The 15,425-nt window shown below is 50.8% G+C and carries 13 protein-coding genes; 10 read left to right on the top strand and 3 right to left on the bottom strand.

The annotated features are described in order from the left end of the window. The first annotated feature begins 179 nt into the window (after nt 1–179). The 6 genes from ACX93W_RS16255 (at nt 180) to ACX93W_RS16230 (ending at nt 6,167) form a co-directional block, all read left to right on the top strand. Nucleotides 180–1,748, top strand: coding sequence for a replication initiation and membrane attachment family protein (locus ACX93W_RS16255; RefSeq protein ID WP_459393422.1), 1,569 nt, complete (start codon nt 180–182; stop codon nt 1,746–1,748). A gap of 17 nt (nt 1,749–1,765) precedes the next feature. After that, nucleotides 1,766–2,722: a primosomal protein DnaI gene (gene dnaI, locus ACX93W_RS16250; protein ID WP_459393553.1), complete on the top strand. Its 957-nt coding sequence runs from the start codon at nt 1,766–1,768 to the stop codon at nt 2,720–2,722. A gap of 227 nt (nt 2,723–2,949) precedes the next feature. Further along, nucleotides 2,950–4,068, top strand: coding sequence for a sulfate ABC transporter substrate-binding protein (locus ACX93W_RS16245; protein WP_459393421.1), 1,119 nt, complete (start codon nt 2,950–2,952; stop codon nt 4,066–4,068). 34 nt (nt 4,069–4,102) lie between these two features. Next, nucleotides 4,103–4,936, top strand: a complete 834-nt coding sequence (gene cysT / locus ACX93W_RS16240) for a sulfate ABC transporter permease subunit CysT (RefSeq protein ID WP_459393420.1) — start codon at nt 4,103–4,105, stop codon at nt 4,934–4,936. A gap of 52 nt (nt 4,937–4,988) precedes the next feature. Next, on the top strand, nt 4,989–5,855 hold the full coding sequence (gene cysW / locus ACX93W_RS16235) for a sulfate ABC transporter permease subunit CysW (protein ID WP_459393419.1): 867 nt from the start codon (nt 4,989–4,991) through the stop codon (nt 5,853–5,855). A gap of 27 nt (nt 5,856–5,882) precedes the next feature. Further along, nucleotides 5,883–6,167 (top strand): YezD family protein, encoded by a 285-nt coding sequence (locus ACX93W_RS16230; RefSeq protein WP_459393418.1) that lies wholly within the window; start codon nt 5,883–5,885, stop codon nt 6,165–6,167. A 99-nt stretch (nt 6,168–6,266) separates the two neighbouring features. Here ACX93W_RS16230 and ACX93W_RS16225 read toward each other — a convergent pair whose 3' ends face one another. Further along, entirely contained in the window at nt 6,267–6,413 is a 147-nt protein-coding gene (locus ACX93W_RS16225; protein WP_459393417.1) for a YqzM family protein, read from the bottom strand. A gap of 155 nt (nt 6,414–6,568) precedes the next feature. Between ACX93W_RS16225 and uvrC the strand changes: the two genes are divergently transcribed. After that, the gene (gene uvrC, locus ACX93W_RS16220; RefSeq protein ID WP_459393416.1) at nt 6,569–8,434 is read left to right on the top strand and encodes an excinuclease ABC subunit UvrC; all 1,866 of its coding nucleotides are present in this window, start codon (nt 6,569–6,571) and stop codon (nt 8,432–8,434) included. 682 nt (nt 8,435–9,116) lie between these two features. On the opposite strand, the gene ACX93W_RS16215 is transcribed toward uvrC, so the two are convergent. Together ACX93W_RS16215 and ACX93W_RS16210 are read right to left on the bottom strand one after the other, a co-directional pair. Next, nucleotides 9,117–10,757 (bottom strand): CPBP family intramembrane glutamic endopeptidase, encoded by a 1,641-nt coding sequence (locus ACX93W_RS16215; protein WP_459393415.1) that lies wholly within the window; start codon nt 10,755–10,757, stop codon nt 9,117–9,119. 154 nt (nt 10,758–10,911) lie between these two features. Next, nucleotides 10,912–11,799, bottom strand: coding sequence for a LysR family transcriptional regulator (locus ACX93W_RS16210; RefSeq protein WP_459393414.1), 888 nt, complete (start codon nt 11,797–11,799; stop codon nt 10,912–10,914). A 198-nt stretch (nt 11,800–11,997) separates the two neighbouring features. Between ACX93W_RS16210 and ACX93W_RS16205 the strand changes: the two genes are divergently transcribed. Genes ACX93W_RS16205 through sdhB form a run of 3 tightly spaced genes read left to right on the top strand, consistent with a single transcriptional unit; the run spans nt 11,998 to nt 15,221 of the window. After that, nucleotides 11,998–12,672, top strand: coding sequence for a succinate dehydrogenase cytochrome b558 subunit (locus ACX93W_RS16205; RefSeq protein WP_459393413.1), 675 nt, complete (start codon nt 11,998–12,000; stop codon nt 12,670–12,672). A 24-nt stretch (nt 12,673–12,696) separates the two neighbouring features. Further along, a complete protein-coding gene (sdhA, locus tag ACX93W_RS16200) occupies nt 12,697–14,454 on the top strand; it encodes a succinate dehydrogenase flavoprotein subunit (RefSeq protein ID WP_459393412.1) in 1,758 nt (585 codons plus the stop codon). Between the two features lie 2 nt (nt 14,455–14,456). Continuing rightward, nucleotides 14,457–15,221: a succinate dehydrogenase iron-sulfur subunit gene (gene sdhB / locus ACX93W_RS16195; RefSeq protein ID WP_459393411.1), complete on the top strand. Its 765-nt coding sequence runs from the start codon at nt 14,457–14,459 to the stop codon at nt 15,219–15,221. The last annotated feature ends 204 nt before the right edge of the window (nt 15,222–15,425 follow it).

The following is a 15,425-nucleotide window of genomic DNA, read 5'->3' as shown; positions in this document are numbered from 1 at the left end:
AAGCGATAGAACTGCTGTAAGTTATGGGTTATCAACTTATTGCCAATTTAATGAGCCTCCGGGTGCTGTCGGTTGTACCGATTAGCCAAAGCGGAGGTTTTTTCATTTTTTGGCCTGCGACTCTATGATACTTTTTATGATACTATAGTAGAAAGAAAAACAAGGATGGAGACAGTGCAATGCGCATCCCAAATCTTATGCAATTCACGGAGCATCACCGATATTACATATTTCGGGATTTTTCGTTAAGCAGCCTTGACGGGCGGATGTTGTCGCTGATCTATCAGCCGATGATCGGCGCGTTTGCCGTAGGGCTTTATCAGCAGCTTTATCATTCCATTTCCGGAGATTCAAGCGGATATTCCAAGCTGGAGCCGCAGCGCAAGCTGTTTCTGGGGCTGGGCCTGGACATGAATGAAAAAAACAGACGGCAGGTCGTGGACGCTGCTTCCAGGCTGGAAGCGGTAGGCCTTCTGCAAACGTCAAGATTAGGCGGCTCCGTATTGGCGGAAACCGTATATGAATATGAGCTGGCGTCTCCTCTTTCGCCCGGGGAATTTTTTCAAAATATTCATCTTGCGATGCTCTTGCGCGACAAGATTGGCAAATACGCGGTGATCGAACTTCGAGAACTGTTTGGTTCGCCGGAGCCGGACGAGCTTGCGGGAGCCGAGCTGGAGAAAGAAAATATATCGGTTCCTTTTTACGAATTGTTCAAGCTGAATATGCAGTCGTTTGATTCCGAACTGGAGCAGGCGCTTACGGAGGTTGCTCCTTCAAGGCAAAGCGCGCCTCGTCAGGAGCTTGCCAGCGCGGGGATTCCCTACGGCGAGCTGATCCTCCGCTTTCCGCGGAATTCAGCCAACAGACCCTATGTGGAGCGGCTTCGCGGCAATGACGAAAGCATGGCGCAGATCAACTATGTCGCTTATAAATACCATTTGTCCGTATCGGCTGTATGCCGCTTGCTGGACGAAGACGAGGTGTTTGATAATTCCGGTTCGTTGAATGTTGACGAGCTTCAATTACGCGCCAATCAGTTGTACCGTCAGGACAAAAAACGGGAGGACGACCGTCAGCGCACCCTTGCCAAAACGCCAATGACAAACGGATCGGCGGCTTCGCGAGGCGTAGAAGAGGAGCCGGAAGATGAAGCCGAGGTTCAAGAGCAATATTATTTGCCGGTGCCCGAGCAATTGACGGGCCGCTGCGACATTCAGCAATACAATATGCTGATGCGCAATGAGCCGCATACCCGGTTTCTGCGCCGCTTTTTTCCTGGAGCGGTGCCGGACTGGATCGAAAACGTGTTCGAGCGAATCGACCTCAATTACCGGTTGGCCGCGCCCGTTATTAATGTCCTTATTCATTATGTGATCGGCGCCGGAGATTCCGGTCGGGTGACTCGAACCTTTCTGGATGCAGTAGCGTCCAATATGCTGATCAAAAATATAGATACATTCGAAAAAGCTGTCCATTATGTTCGGGAGCAAGCCAAGGTTGAGCAGGACAAAGAACGGCGCCGTGAGGAGCTGGCGAATGGCGAGGCGGCTAGCCCCGCTGGCCGTACCTCTTATGGCAATGGGCGAAATAGCGGAGCTCGGGGCGGCCGTACAAGCGGACGGGGCGGAATGTCCGGGAAACCCAATATTCCTATCGTGTCGGAGGAGTACAGAAACGATCCCGTTTCGATGGAGGAGCTTGAAGAGCTGCGCAAACTGGCAAGAGAACTGGATGGTAAAACGTAGAAGCGGGGTGAAGGATGATGGAGTCGCTTGGCGATTTATTAAAGGCATGGCCCGCTGGGCAGTCGCTGACGGAGAAGGCGGAAGTCAAGCTGCGAGAGTTGATGGAGGATCCTCTTGTCGGCAAGCTTCTTGCCAAATATCCCGATCTGGACGAAGGATTGATCCGGCTTAATTTGAATCGGGTGTATCAATATGTGACGGAGCACCGTAATTGCAGCAACTGCCCCGGTTTAGATAGCTGCCCCAATGATTATGAAGGCCATTATACGCTTCTCAACTGCGATACGGCAGGGGGGCAAACCCAACTGTACGATCGAAAGGTTTCGTGCCGCAAGTTTTTGGCTCGTCAGTCGGAGGAAGCGGTCCGCAGTCGCATAACAAGTTTTTATGTTGACGACTATATTTTGAAAAGACAGTATACATCCGATGAAATATTGTCTAAAGATCCAGAACGTATAAAAGCAGTTGGCCAAATCATTCGATACGTCAAGCGGACAACTGAGCAAGGGCTTCAGCAGGACGGCCTTTATTTGGCGGGGCGTTTTGGCACGGGCAAAACCTTTCTGATGTGTTATTTGCTCCAGGAGCTGGCCAAAGCGGGTTACTCCGGCGTTATTGTCTACATGCCGGATTTTGTTGAGGATCTGAAATCAATGATGCATGAACCCGGCAAGCTGAAGGAAACGGTGGACATGATGAAGGAAACCGATTTGCTTATCTTTGATGATATCGGGGCCGAAAATTTGAGTCCCTGGGTCCGGGACCATGTGCTTGGAGCCATTTTGAATTACCGGATGGAACGAAAGCCAACTTTCTACACCTCCAATTATGAGCTGGACGCATTGGAGAGACACTTCAGCTTTACGAGCAAGGACGGCGACGAAGCGCACAAGGGACAGCGGCTTATGGACCGTATTTCGCCTTATGTTGAAGTGGTCATGGTTACCGGCGAAAATAAGCGCGGAAGAAAATAGGACGTTAGTCATAGAGTCTGGATGCGGTGGTGTTTATCCCTCATTCAGGCTTTTTGCGTTGCCGATTTAGTTTTTGCCAAAATGAAATTTTGTTGTTGACAGGGTTGGAGCCTGCTGGTAATATTCACTCATAACCAACTAAACGGGTAGGAATAATATTAATGACCGGACGAACCGGAGTTAGCTGCTTCCCGAAAAAAATTATTGGAACAAGGGGTGCTTAATAGGTGAAAAAAACTTCGGTTCGACTTCAGGCCATTTTACTTTTCGTTGCCATTACTTTGGTGCTGGCTGCATGCGGCGGCGGCGCAAAATCAGGCAATAATGGCGGCAATAGCGGCGGGGCTGCTGGAACGCCGACACAAACAACAGAGGGCTCCACAGACACAGAGACCAAAGAGCCGCTTCCTCCTGTAAAGTTGCTGAACGTTTCCTATGACCCTACGCGGGAGTTTTATGTCGAATTCAACAAAGCATTTGCTGATCATTGGCTCAAGGAAAAAAATCAGAAGGTAGAGATCGACCAATCGCATGGCGGCTCCGGCAAGCAAGCAAGAACGGTAATTGATGGCTTGAAGGCGGATGTGGTGACATTGGCGCTTGGTTATGACATTGATGCCATCGTAGACGCAGGCCTGTTGGAAAGCGACTGGCAAAGCCAGTTCGAACGCAATAGCTCTCCTTATACATCAACAATCGTATTTCTGGTGCGGAAAGGCAACCCAAAAGGACTTCAGGACTGGGACGATCTGCTGAAGGACGGAGTGGAAGTTATTACGCCTAATCCAAAAACGTCCGGCGGAGCCCGCTGGAACTACCTTGCAGCTTGGGGATATGCCCTGAAGCAAAACAACAATGATGAAGAAGCGGCTAAACAATTTATTACGGAGCTGTTCAAGCATGTTCCGGTTTTGGATACCGGAGCGCGTGGATCAACAACAACGTTTGTTGAGCGCGGCCTTGGCGACGTGCTTCTGGCTTGGGAAAATGAGGCCTACCTGTCCATCAACGAGCTTGGCCCTGACAAATTCGATATCGTCTATCCGTCAATCAGTATTTTGGCGGAGCCGCCGGTTGCGATTGTCGACAAAACGGTCGATGCGAACGGCACGCGTGAAGTAGCCGAAGCCTATCTGCAATATTTGTATACGGATGAAGGTCAAAAAATCGCCGGCAAACACTATTACAGACCGACGGATGAAGCCATTGCCGCAGAATTTGCGGAGCAATTCCCGTCGCTGGAGCTGCTTACGATCGATAAGGACTTTGGCGGCTGGAAAGAAGCGCAAACGAAACATTTTGCCGATGGCGGTATATTCGATCAAATTTATACACCGGGCGCATGATGGAAAAAACGTGTGAAAGCGGGGCTGACTTCTCATGAAGGGTTCCAGAAATGTCAGAGTGCTGCCGGGATTTGGATTATCGCTTGGATTTACGATTTTCTACATCAGCCTGATTGTGCTGATACCGCTTGCCGCCGTTTTTGTAAAATCGTTTGATCTGACCTGGGCGCAGTTCTGGAGCACGGTGACGAATCCAAGGGTTCTGGCCTCGTACCGCATCAGCTTCAGCACCGCGTTTTGGGCGGGCGCGATCAATGCCGTATTTGGTTTGCTGGTTGCCTGGGTGCTGGTACGATACCAGTTCCCCGGCAAAAAGCTGATCGACAGCCTGGTGGATATTCCCTTTGCGCTGCCAACTGCGGTAGCGGGTATCGCCTTAACGACGATTTATGCAAAAAACGGCTGGGTCGGATCTCTGCTTGATCCGCTGGGGATCAAAGTTGCTTATTCGCAGCTAGGCATCATTATTGCGCTGGTGTTTATCGGGCTTCCGTTTGTTGTCAGGACGGTGCAGCCGGTGCTTCAGGATTTGGAGAAGGAAAGAGAAGAAGCCGCCGTTATGCTTGGCGCGTATAGGCTAAGAACCTTCTTTAAAGTCATCCTGCCGGAGCTGCTCCCGGCTTTGCTTACCGGTTTTGCGCTTGCTTTTGCGAGAGGCATCGGTGAATACGGATCGGTTGTGTTTATCTCGGGCAACATGCCGCTGAAGACGGAAATCGCGCCGCTGCTTATTATGACCAAGCTGGAGCAATTTGATTATGCGGGCGCAACGGCAATAGCCGCGGTTATGTTGACCATTTCCTTTATTCTGCTCCTGCTCATTAATTTGCTGCAATGGAAAATGAACCGTCGTACGTTGTCGGAATAAGGCGGGAATTCCCGCCTTCCCAAATTGTTGTTCATGAGAGGAGGAAAAACATTTGGCGGGAGCTATTACCGTGCATACGGACAGCGAGGCGTCAAAGCGGCCGCGGCATATAACGGAGCCGCCTATCGTCAAATGGTTGCTGATCGGGTTGGCGTTGGCCTTTTTGGGGCTGGTTGTGGCATTGCCGCTGGTATCGGTGTTTGTTGAGGCGTTCCGCAAGGGAGCAGATGTTTATGTGAAGGCGCTGACGGAGCCGGATGCGTTGTCTGCGCTAAAGCTGACTCTTCTCGTCGCCGTTATTGCGGTGCCGCTCAATACCATTTTTGGTCTAGCTGCGGCATGGGCCATCAGCAAGTTTTCATTCAAGGGGAAAAATTTCCTCATAACCCTGATCGATTTGCCTTTTGCCGTATCGCCCGTAATCGCCGGTCTTGTTTATGTCCTGCTGTTTGGCGCGCAAGGTTTTCTGGGGCCATGGCTGGATGAGCGAGGCATTCAAATCGTGTTTGCTTTGCCAGGCATTGTGCTCGCCACTGTTTTTGTAACCGTGCCGTTTGTAGCGCGGGAGCTGATTCCGCTTATGCAGGCGCAAGGCGTGCAGGAGGAAGAGGCGGCCGCCAGCTTAGGCGCGCGCGGATGGTCCATTTTCTGGAGAGTGACGTTGCCGAATATCAAATGGGGATTGCTTTACGGCCTTATTTTGTGTAATGCTCGCGCGATGGGCGAGTTTGGAGCGGTATCTGTCGTTTCGGGCCATATTCGCGGCCAAACCAATACGCTGCCCCTGCATGTTGAAATTTTGTATAACGAATATCAGTTTTCGGCGTCTTTTGCGGTAGCATCGCTTCTCGTTATGCTCGCGGTTATTACGCTGATTGTAAAAGCGATAGTGGAATGGAAATCATCATCTGCCCATTAAGCGGGCGAACTTATTGGAGGGAAGCAAATGGCAAAGCCGTTGGAAGTGGATGAGCAGTGGCAGGAGCGGATTTTGAGCCAGGTTAGCGGACTACAGTACGGACAGGTAATTATTACAGTCCACGATGGAAGAATTGTGCAGATAGACCGGACGGAACGGACGCGTTACGATGCGGCTTCCCAAAAGAATGCGCCGTCAGCCTCTTCCCCGTCATCCCAGCGCAGAAAAGGAGCGGGCGCTGCTGCCAGTGGTCAGCAGAGCCAAAAGCCGGATGCCGATGACGATGATGCTTCGCTTCGCGCTGTCAAATAAGCTAAGGAAAGAACAAAGCTAAACAGTTCTCAAAAAAAAGGAACCTCCGCAAGCTAATCCTTGCGAAGGTTCCTCTTTTATCATTTGCAACTAATGCCTTTAGGAAATTACGAACTTTATGATGACCGCCGCTGCAAATACAACGGTCATAAAGGCAAGCATTCCGCCAAAGCCGAAGACAACATCCATCAGATCATGACGGGGCTCTTCGTTAATATGCTCGCGCGGGTCTCTAACATTTTCCATTATGGTCGTCCTCCTTGGCAGCGATCAATCGCTTACATTAGTATACCCAACTCCCAGGATAATTGTAAAGCATTAGCTTGACAATTACCCTCCTATCAAATTCGTTTTTTATGATAAAATAAAGGGATAAGCAAGGCGGTTGGAGGGGAAGCAGAATGGAACAAAACAGGAGCGGCGCAGAGAAGGAACAATTTGACGCAGCAAGGGAAGCGATTCGCAACAAGCTTGCGCTGCTGCCCGATAAACCGGGCTGTTACCTGATGAAAAACAGGGACGGCGTCATCATTTATGTCGGCAAAGCCAAGGTGCTGAAAAACCGGGTTCGTTCCTATTTTATCGGCAGCCATAATGTGAAGACGCAGCGGTTGGTTTCGGAAATATACGATTTTGAATTTATTATAACGGGCAGCAACATGGAAGCTCTCATTCTGGAGTGCAACCTGATCAAGCAGCATCAGCCGCGCTACAATGTATTGCTGAAGGACGACAAGTCCTTTCCTTATATCAAAATAACAAATGAGCGCCATCCCAAGCTGGAGGTTACGCGCAAGATTTACAAGGACAAAGGCAAATATTTTGGCCCCTATCCGAACGCGTATGCGGCGCAGCAAACCAAAAAGCTGCTGGATCGCTTATATCCGCTTCGCAAATGCAAAACACTGCCGGATAAAGTATGCCTGTATTACCATATCGGCCAATGTCTCGCTCCTTGCGAATTTGATGTGGAGCAGTCCCGATACGATGCCATGATTGGCGAAATCGTCCGTTTTCTGGGCGGCGGGCATGATGCGGTAAGAGAAGAGCTTCAGCGTAAAATGGAGGAAGCGGCGGAAAGTTTGGAGTTTGAGCGCGCCAAAGAGTTTCGAGACCAGATTTTGGCGATCGACGCCGTAATGGAAAAGCAAAAAATTACGATGAACGACGCCATGGACCGGGATATTTTTGGCTATGCGGTCGATAAAGGCTGGATGTGCGTGCAAATCCTGTATATGCGCGGCGGCAAGCTGATCGAGCGCCATGGCAGCGTCTTTCCTTATTACGGCGAGGAATACGACGACTTCATGACGTTTGTGACGCAGTATTATAGCGATAATCCGGCTTTGCCCAAGCAAATCCTGCTGCCTTCTATGCCGGAGAAGGATACGGAGCACGAGGAGGAGGTTGTGGCCTCGCTTCATAACTGGCTGAAGGTCAAGGTGCTGCTGCCGCAGCGGGGCAAAAAAAGCCAGGTCGTAACCATGGCGCAGGATAACGCCAAGATGATGCTGGATGAAAAATTCCGCTTAATCGAGCGCGACGAAGCGCGCAGCGTCAAAGCGAGCGAATCGCTGGCGGATTGGCTGGGTATGGATAGCGTCAAGCGGATCGAAGCATTCGATAACTCCAATATTCAAGGTACAAATCCCGTATCCGCAATGGTGGTATTTACGGACGGCAAGCCGGATCGCAAGGAATACCGCAAGTTCAAGGTAAAGACGGTGGAAGGACCGGATGACTACGATACGATGCGAGAGGTCATCCGCAGACGTTACGAGCGGGTGCTAAAGGAAGGTTTGGTTCAACCCGATCTGATTGTGGTAGACGGCGGCAAAGGGCAAATTGCAGCGGCGCTGGACGTGCTGGAGAACGAACTGGGCCTGTTCATCCCGGTTTGCGGCTTAGTCAAGGATGCCAAACATAAGACGGCGCAGCTGATGACAGGAGACCCCGCCGAAATTGTGCCGCTGCCGCGCGACAGCCAGGAGTTTTATCTCCTGCAGCGCATCCAAGACGAAGTTCACCGTTTTGCAATTACGTTTCACCGCGAGCAGCGGGCGAAATCAATGGTGGAATCGCGCCTGGACGCCATACCAGGTATCGGGGAGAAGCGGCGCAAGCAGCTGCTGAAGCATTTTGGCTCGCTCAAAAAAATAAAAGAGGCCTCCGTCGAAGACTTCCGTCCTTTGTCAATCGGAGACAAGCTCGCCGGACAGATCATTGCGGCGCTTGCAGATCCGCAGCTACCTCAACAAACGCAGTAATGTAATCTATTGCGGGGCCGTCCAAAAAGTCAAGCGGAACGAATAACGATTCAGCCGATAGGACCGGACGGGAAAGGATGACTTGAAGGCGAGTTTTTTGTGCGCATTTTCCATTTTTTCACTAAAAATAGGGCTCAACCTTTTCATACACGCCTAATGTCACTCTCGACAGCAGCCTTTTGCCAGTCTAACGGTCATCGATGACCGTTACAACCCCATATGGATGCATTGGCTTTGGCTAACGGTCACCCGTGTCCTTTAGACGCTCAAAAGCCGCGTTTTGGGCACGAAAATGCGTTTTTACGGTCATGGATGACCGTAAAAAATGGACTTTGCATCAAAACAGGGCTGTAACGGTCATGGATGTCCATAACGTATGTAATTAACGTAACGTGGAGCCAGCTTTTCTGCACCGCGCGCAGCTCTCAGCGCGCGGTGGGACGGTACGGGTGTCACCACCGGAGCTTCCGACCTTGGCCCTCCACCAAGACACCGGGTCCTTCACAAAGAGACTGGTTACTCCACAGAGGCGCCGCTTACCGTTTGCAGGCCGAATTCGGCTTGTAAACGGTAAGCGGAAATTCCTTGTCCCGCAGCCCGTAACAGACCGCGGGACAGCCCCTTGCTATTTTGTGCTTACCTTTGTTTGAGCGAGCGTATAAACGTGCCTCCATAACACGGTTTACTGAGGCGCTTGCGGGCCACCGGCATATTCATTTGGCGCTATAACGGGCGGGCCCTTTCGCTGGGCCCGTTTGTTCCATTCCCGTAAAACCCAGGCAATAATAACAGGCAACACGATAAAGAACGTAGCGGAAACAATATCCACGATGGAGCCGATCAGATAAAGCGAGCTGGCAACGGCGATGCTGTTGAAGATGGCATGGGTAAAGACGGCGGTAATAAAGCCGTACCGTACAAAAATAAAGCTGAACAGCAGGCCGATGATCATCAGCTCGAATAACCGGGTGGTCGATGGATAGAACGGATACATAACGTGACCGAGCGACCAGATGATCGTTGGTATGATGGTTGCGGCAAATGTATGCCGGAACCATTTGCGCAGCAAGCCAATGCCGAAGAACCGGAATACGGCTTCCTCTGAAATCGCCGCGGCCCAAGCCAGCACGGGCATCAGCCACAGAACGCCCATGTTATAAGGCGACATCATTACATCAGTTGTCGACCATGTGCCGATAATCAGCTCCAGACCTTTAAACAGAAGCGGCTGCAATCCCAGCATGCCCAAGGCGAACAGATAGGAAAGCCATACGCTGCGCCACACATGATCGCCAAAACCCGGCGCTGAAGGACGCGGCCACAAGTCTCTGCCTTGCGACTTCCACAAGCCGTCGCCGCCTACAATGGAAACATAGACGGAGCCGACCATAGGAATCGCCAGAAGAATGGTAAGGAACACCGTGACCATTCCAAAGCCCTGCGGCATTCTCGTTTCTCCGCTTACTGCATAACCGCCATCCAGCATATTCAGGTTCATAATCAGATAGGCGATAAAAAAGACAATAGTGAGCAAAATTCCATATTTAAAGGAAGTATGCTTGCGATATAAAATGCTGTAAATGATGGCCAAAATACCTAGCACAATGCTGAAAAATACGTAGCCGATTCCGGTCATCCATTTGGCAAGATTATCTTGCTTGGCAACATAGCTGCTGTATGTTTGGGGCACGTTAAATTCAGGCTTGAACTCCACCAGGGAAATCGTGCCGTTGTTTTCTTGTGCGACAGCTTTTATAAATAATGAAGCATCGCCGATGAATGCTCCCTCAACCTGCCAGGTATCCTTACCTGCAGGAGTCAGTTTTCCTGGATCAATATCCCGGGACTGAAGTGCCTTATTCAAGGCTGAGAGCACTGCCGCTTTATCATTAAGCGGTTCATTCTTGGAGATATTGAATTTCCATGCGGCAATTTCCCCAGTGTACATGTGCACATAAACAAAGCCGTACGCTTTTCCATTCGTTTGGTCCAGATTCACCTGGAAGGTATCGCCCGGATACCGCGTTCCATATTCCGTTTCGTACTGCTCCAATAATTTTTCCTTGGACAAATAACCGTTAAACAGTTTTTTTGTCTGATGGACGACGTGGCTAGCTTCAAAGGAAAGGCCGGTTTCCTGAGTCGCGAATTCAATGGCGGCATTGGCCGCTTCCGCTTTTGAAATGACCTTGTTTTGGTAAGGATGATTGGAGACGGACTTCACAAGGGGATAAATTTCAATAACCATAAAAACGGCTGTCAGCAGCAGCGCCGCCAGCCAGTACTTGCGCCATTCCCCGGCATTGATTAGTTGGCGATCCATAGTTCACCTCTGTATTTTAATAGTAGGTATACCATATCACAATGGTGGCGTATTTATCCAATTCACCGCAAGGTGAGTGGTTACCGCGTTCGCAACCCGGCCTATCCTTTCCATGCCGGAGTTGACGCCCTAGGGCGTAGTATGCAAACCCACTCTAGCTGTATCTGGCTTCGATCTCGCGGATGCAGTCACGGACGGAAGGGCTGAGCCGGGCAGGATCTGCATGAATGAGCGACGTGGTCCGCTTCGTTTCCTCCAGTTCACGGATGGACAAGGCGATTACATCGTTATCCTCCAGAAGCTCGCGTCTCATATAAGATTTTGGAAGCAAGGTGGCCGCCCGGCAGGTGTGCAGCAAACGGAGAATGGCTTCGAAGGAGTCGATTTCCATTCGCACGTCCGGAGCAAGACGATGCTTCTCGAACAGCTCGTCCGTCAGCAGGCGATACCAGGTTCCTCTGGAAAAAAGAATCATCGGCAGGCCATTCAAATCCTGAATGGAGAGACGCGGCTTTTGCGCCATTTCATGATTGCTTGGCAGCACCAGCAGCAGATGATCCTCGAAGAGGGGGCTGCAATGCAGGGCAGGATCGTCGATGCCGGACGCCACAATGCCAAGGTCAACCTTATGCTCCCGGACGTAGGTAATAATTTCATGCGTTTTTCCGGTTACCGCCTTGATATCGATTTCGGGATGGCTTGCCGTCAGGATCTGGATAAGATCCGGCAGCGTTGTCTGCAGCGTCGTAAGGCTGGCGCCGATTGTCAACGAGGCTCTTCCCGTCGCGGTAAACTCGGCAACCGTCTGTAAGTAATTGCGGTGAAGATGCCGCAGCTCCAGCGCGTATTCGTAGGTCAACTGGCCGATACGGGTCAGCTCCAGCCGCTTTCCGACGCGGAGAAAAAGCTTGACGCCGATCTCGTTTTCCAGCTTGGCGAGCTTGCGCGACAGCGCGGGCTGTGACAAATTTAATTGCGAGGAGGCTTTGTTGAGACTGCGCTGTTCTACGATAACCGCAAACATTTCCAATTCCTCATACATCTCGCGACCCCCTTATGTCATTTTGTTATAATAGTTAATAATAAATATGCAATTCCATTATAAGCTGAAAAGGAGTACCATGGAAGTGTGGCGAATGTGTGTCGAGTTTTGTTGACGGAGGCATGCGCCAGCGTTACAATGTAGACTGGCTTATCTGACAATTAGGGGAACTCACAGTTTTGAAAGGAGAAGGGAACAATGAAAGGGAATTCGTATTTCGCGCGCAAACTGCACTCGCTTCTGGGCATTATTCCGCTTGGCGGGTTCATTGTTGTGCATGGCCTGGCGAACTATCAGGCGTTTGAGCGCGGCCCGGAAGGCTTCGCCAAAGGCGTTGGGTTGATTAACGGCCTGCCGCTGCTGCCGGTTCTTGAAGTGTTAATGATCTACCTCCCGCTGCTGTTTCACGGGATATACGGCCTATACGTGGCGTATCAGTCAAACTCTAATACGGGGCGATTCAAATATGGTCGCAACTGGGCGTTTACAGCACAACGGATTACCGGCGTGATCACTTTTGTATTCGTTTTCTGGCATGTGTACCAGACCCGTCTTCAAGTGTATATGGGCAAAATTTCGCATGAAGAGTTAGGCTCCACCATGCATCACATTGCCAGCAGCCCGGTTTATTTTGCCCTTTACGTTATTGGCGTATTGGCAGCCGTGTTCCACTTCAGCAATGGACTGTGGGCATTTCTGATCAGCTGGGGCATTACGATCGGCCCTAAAGCCCAGCGTGTTTCCTCTTATATTTGCATGGGCGTATTTGTTATCGTTTCCGCATTGTTTATTCTTTCCCTGGTAGCGTTCAGGGGTGACGAGTTTAGTGAAGTTGCAAGCGCCGCCATTGCCCTGCTTGGCAATATCGGCTAGATTGACGACAAGGAGGCAAGCGTAATGGCTAAAAATAAAATTATCGTTGTCGGCGGCGGTTTGGCCGGCCTGATGGCGACAATCAAAGCGGCGGAAGCCGGTATACATGTCGATCTTTTTTCACTCGTGCCGGTAAAGCGCTCCCACTCCGTATGCGCGCAGGGCGGCATCAACGGCGCGGTTAATACGAAGGGCGAAGGCGATTCGCCTTGGGAGCATTTTGACGATACCGTATATGGCGGAGACTTCCTGGCAAACCAGCCTCCGGTCAAAGCGATGTGCGACGCGGCTCCCGGCATTATTCACCTGATGGACCGGATGGGCGTTATGTTCAGCCGTACGTCGGAGGGTTTGCTGGATTTCCGCCGTTTCGGCGGCACCAAGCATCACCGTACGGCGTTTGCCGGCGCAACTACAGGACAGCAGCTTCTTTACGCGCTTGACGAGCAAGTGCGCAGATGGGAAGCGGCAGGGCTTGTCAACAAGTTTGAGCATTGGGAGTTTCTTGGCGCGGTGCTGGACGACGACGGCGTATGCCGCGGCATTTCCGCTCAGGATCTCCGCAGCATGGAAGTTCTTACCGTAAGAGCCGACGCGGTTATATTGGCATCTGGCGGACCTGGCATTATTTTTGGCAAAACGACCAACTCGGTAATCAATACGGGAACGGCGGCCAGTGCTGTGTACCAGCAAGGCGTCAACTACGCAAACGGCGAGTTTATCCAGATTCACCCAACGGCCATTCCGGGCGACGACAAACTTCGTTTGATGTCGGAATCGGCGCGCGGCGAAGGCGGACGAGTATGGACCTACAAAGACGGAAAACCATGGTATTTCCTCGAAGAAAAATATCCGGCATACGGCAACCTGGTGCCGCGCGATATCGCGACCCGCGAAATTTTCCATGTTTGCGTCGATCAGAAGCTAGGCATCAATGGCGAAAACATGGTTTACCTCGACTTGTCGCACAAGGACCCCAAGGAGCTGGACGTCAAGCTGGGCGGCATCATCGAGATTTACGAAAAATTCATGGGCGACGACCCTCGCAAAATTCCGATGAAAATTTTCCCTGCGGTACATTATTCCATGGGCGGCATGTGGGTTGATTACAACCAGATGACCAACATTCCGGGATTGTTCGCAGCAGGCGAATGCGAATATCAATATCACGGCGCTAACCGTTTGGGAGCCAACTCCTTGCTGTCAGCCATTTACGGCGGCATGGTCGCTGGACCAAAAGCGGTTGAATATATCAAAGGTCTCAAAAAATCGGCAGAAGATGTGGCATCCTCTGTATTTGACCGGGATACCAAACGTCACACCGATAAATACAACAACATTCTTGCCATGAACGGTACCGAAAATGCTTATGTGATTCACAAAGAGCTTGGCGAATGGATGACCAACAACATGACCGTTGTCCGGTTTAACGACAAGCTGGAAGCCACAATCGGCAAAATCAAAGAGCTGAAGCAGCGTTACCGGAATATCAATATCAACGATACAGCTGCCTGGAACAACGCAGGCGTTGCATTCACTCGCCAGCTATGGAACATGCTTGAGCTGTCGGAAGCAATGACGCTGGGCGCTCTGCAGCGCAATGAAAGCCGCGGCGCGCATTACAAGCCAGAATTCCCTGATCGCAATGACGACGAGTTTATGAAATCTACAATCGCGACTTGGACGCCGGACGGACCAAAAATTAGTTATGAGGATATTGATGTCAGTCTGATTCCGCCTCGCAAGCGCGATTACTCCACCGATAAGAAGAAAGGAGAATAACGATGGCTGAAACGACTGCTGCAACCAAAACCGTAAAATTTATCATTTCCCGCCAGGATACGCCTGAATCCAAGCCGTATACGGAAGAATTCGAAATTCCGTATCGTCCCAATATGAACGTAATCAGCGGACTGATGGAAATCCAGCGCAATCCGCTGAAGGCGGACGGTTCCAAAACGTCGCCGGTATGCTGGGACTCCAATTGTCTGGAAGAAGTCTGCGGTGCTTGCTCCATGGTCATTAACGGCAAGCCGCGCCAGGCATGCAGCGCGCTAGTCGATAAGCTGGAGCAGCCGATCCGTCTTGAGCCTATGCGCACCTTCCCGGTTGTGCGAGACCTCGTTATTAACCGCGAGCGCATGTTTGGAGCTCTCAAAAAGGTTAAAGCCTGGATACCAATCGACGGCACCTATGATTTGGGTCCCGGACCGCGTATGGCTGAAACCAAACGCCAATGGGCGTACGAGCTTTCGAAGTGCATGACCTGCGGCGTCTGCCTGGAATCCTGTCCGAACGTAAACGACCGGAACAGCTTTATCGGACCTGCGGCAATTTCCCAAGTTCGTTTGTTCAATGCCCATCCAACAGGCGAGATGAACAAAGAGGAACGTCTGGAAGCGCTGATGACCGATGGCGGAATCGAAGGCTGCGGCAACTCGCAAAACTGCGTGCGTTCCTGTCCAAAGGGCATCCCGCTGACAACATCCATCGCGGCGATGAACAAGGACACCACCAAGCAATTGTTCAAGAAATGGCTCGGTATGTAACTTCATATTTTTATCATGATGACAATAGCGCCAGAAATTGGCGTGTTTCAGCAGCCGGCAAGCGGCGATAGGCTTGCCGGCTTTTTTAATTACATAAATTTTATCTTGAAATTGATAATTATTATCATTTATGATAACGGTAAAGCAAGTTTCTGTCAACGATAATCATTGTGAAGTAAATCACAAATATACATATGAAACTGT

The organism is Paenibacillus sp. CAU 1782, from assembly GCF_054551715.1.
The sequence above is the reverse complement of the archived record's forward strand: the minus strand, read 5'-3'. Positions and strand labels throughout refer to the sequence as shown.

Excerpts from the sequence above, each read along its gene's own strand:
- ACX93W_RS16255 (WP_459393422.1), top strand. The coding sequence starts at position 180 with ATGCGCATCCCAAATCTTATGCAATTCACGGAGCATCACCGATATTAC.
- dnaI (WP_459393553.1), top strand. The coding sequence starts at position 1,766 with ATGGAGTCGCTTGGCGATTTATTAAAGGCATGGCCCGCTGGGCAGTCG.
- cysT (WP_459393420.1), top strand. The coding sequence starts at position 4,103 with ATGAAGGGTTCCAGAAATGTCAGAGTGCTGCCGGGATTTGGATTATCG.
- ACX93W_RS16230 (WP_459393418.1), top strand. The coding sequence starts at position 5,883 with ATGGCAAAGCCGTTGGAAGTGGATGAGCAGTGGCAGGAGCGGATTTTG.
- ACX93W_RS16225 (WP_459393417.1), bottom strand. The coding sequence starts at position 6,413 with ATGGAAAATGTTAGAGACCCGCGCGAGCATATTAACGAAGAGCCCCGT.
- uvrC (WP_459393416.1), top strand. The coding sequence starts at position 6,569 with ATGGAACAAAACAGGAGCGGCGCAGAGAAGGAACAATTTGACGCAGCA.
- ACX93W_RS16215 (WP_459393415.1), bottom strand. The coding sequence starts at position 10,757 with ATGGATCGCCAACTAATCAATGCCGGGGAATGGCGCAAGTACTGGCTG.
- ACX93W_RS16210 (WP_459393414.1), bottom strand. The coding sequence starts at position 11,799 with ATGTATGAGGAATTGGAAATGTTTGCGGTTATCGTAGAACAGCGCAGT.
- ACX93W_RS16205 (WP_459393413.1), top strand. The coding sequence starts at position 11,998 with ATGAAAGGGAATTCGTATTTCGCGCGCAAACTGCACTCGCTTCTGGGC.
- sdhA (WP_459393412.1), top strand. The coding sequence starts at position 12,697 with ATGGCTAAAAATAAAATTATCGTTGTCGGCGGCGGTTTGGCCGGCCTG.
- sdhB (WP_459393411.1), top strand. The coding sequence starts at position 14,457 with ATGGCTGAAACGACTGCTGCAACCAAAACCGTAAAATTTATCATTTCC.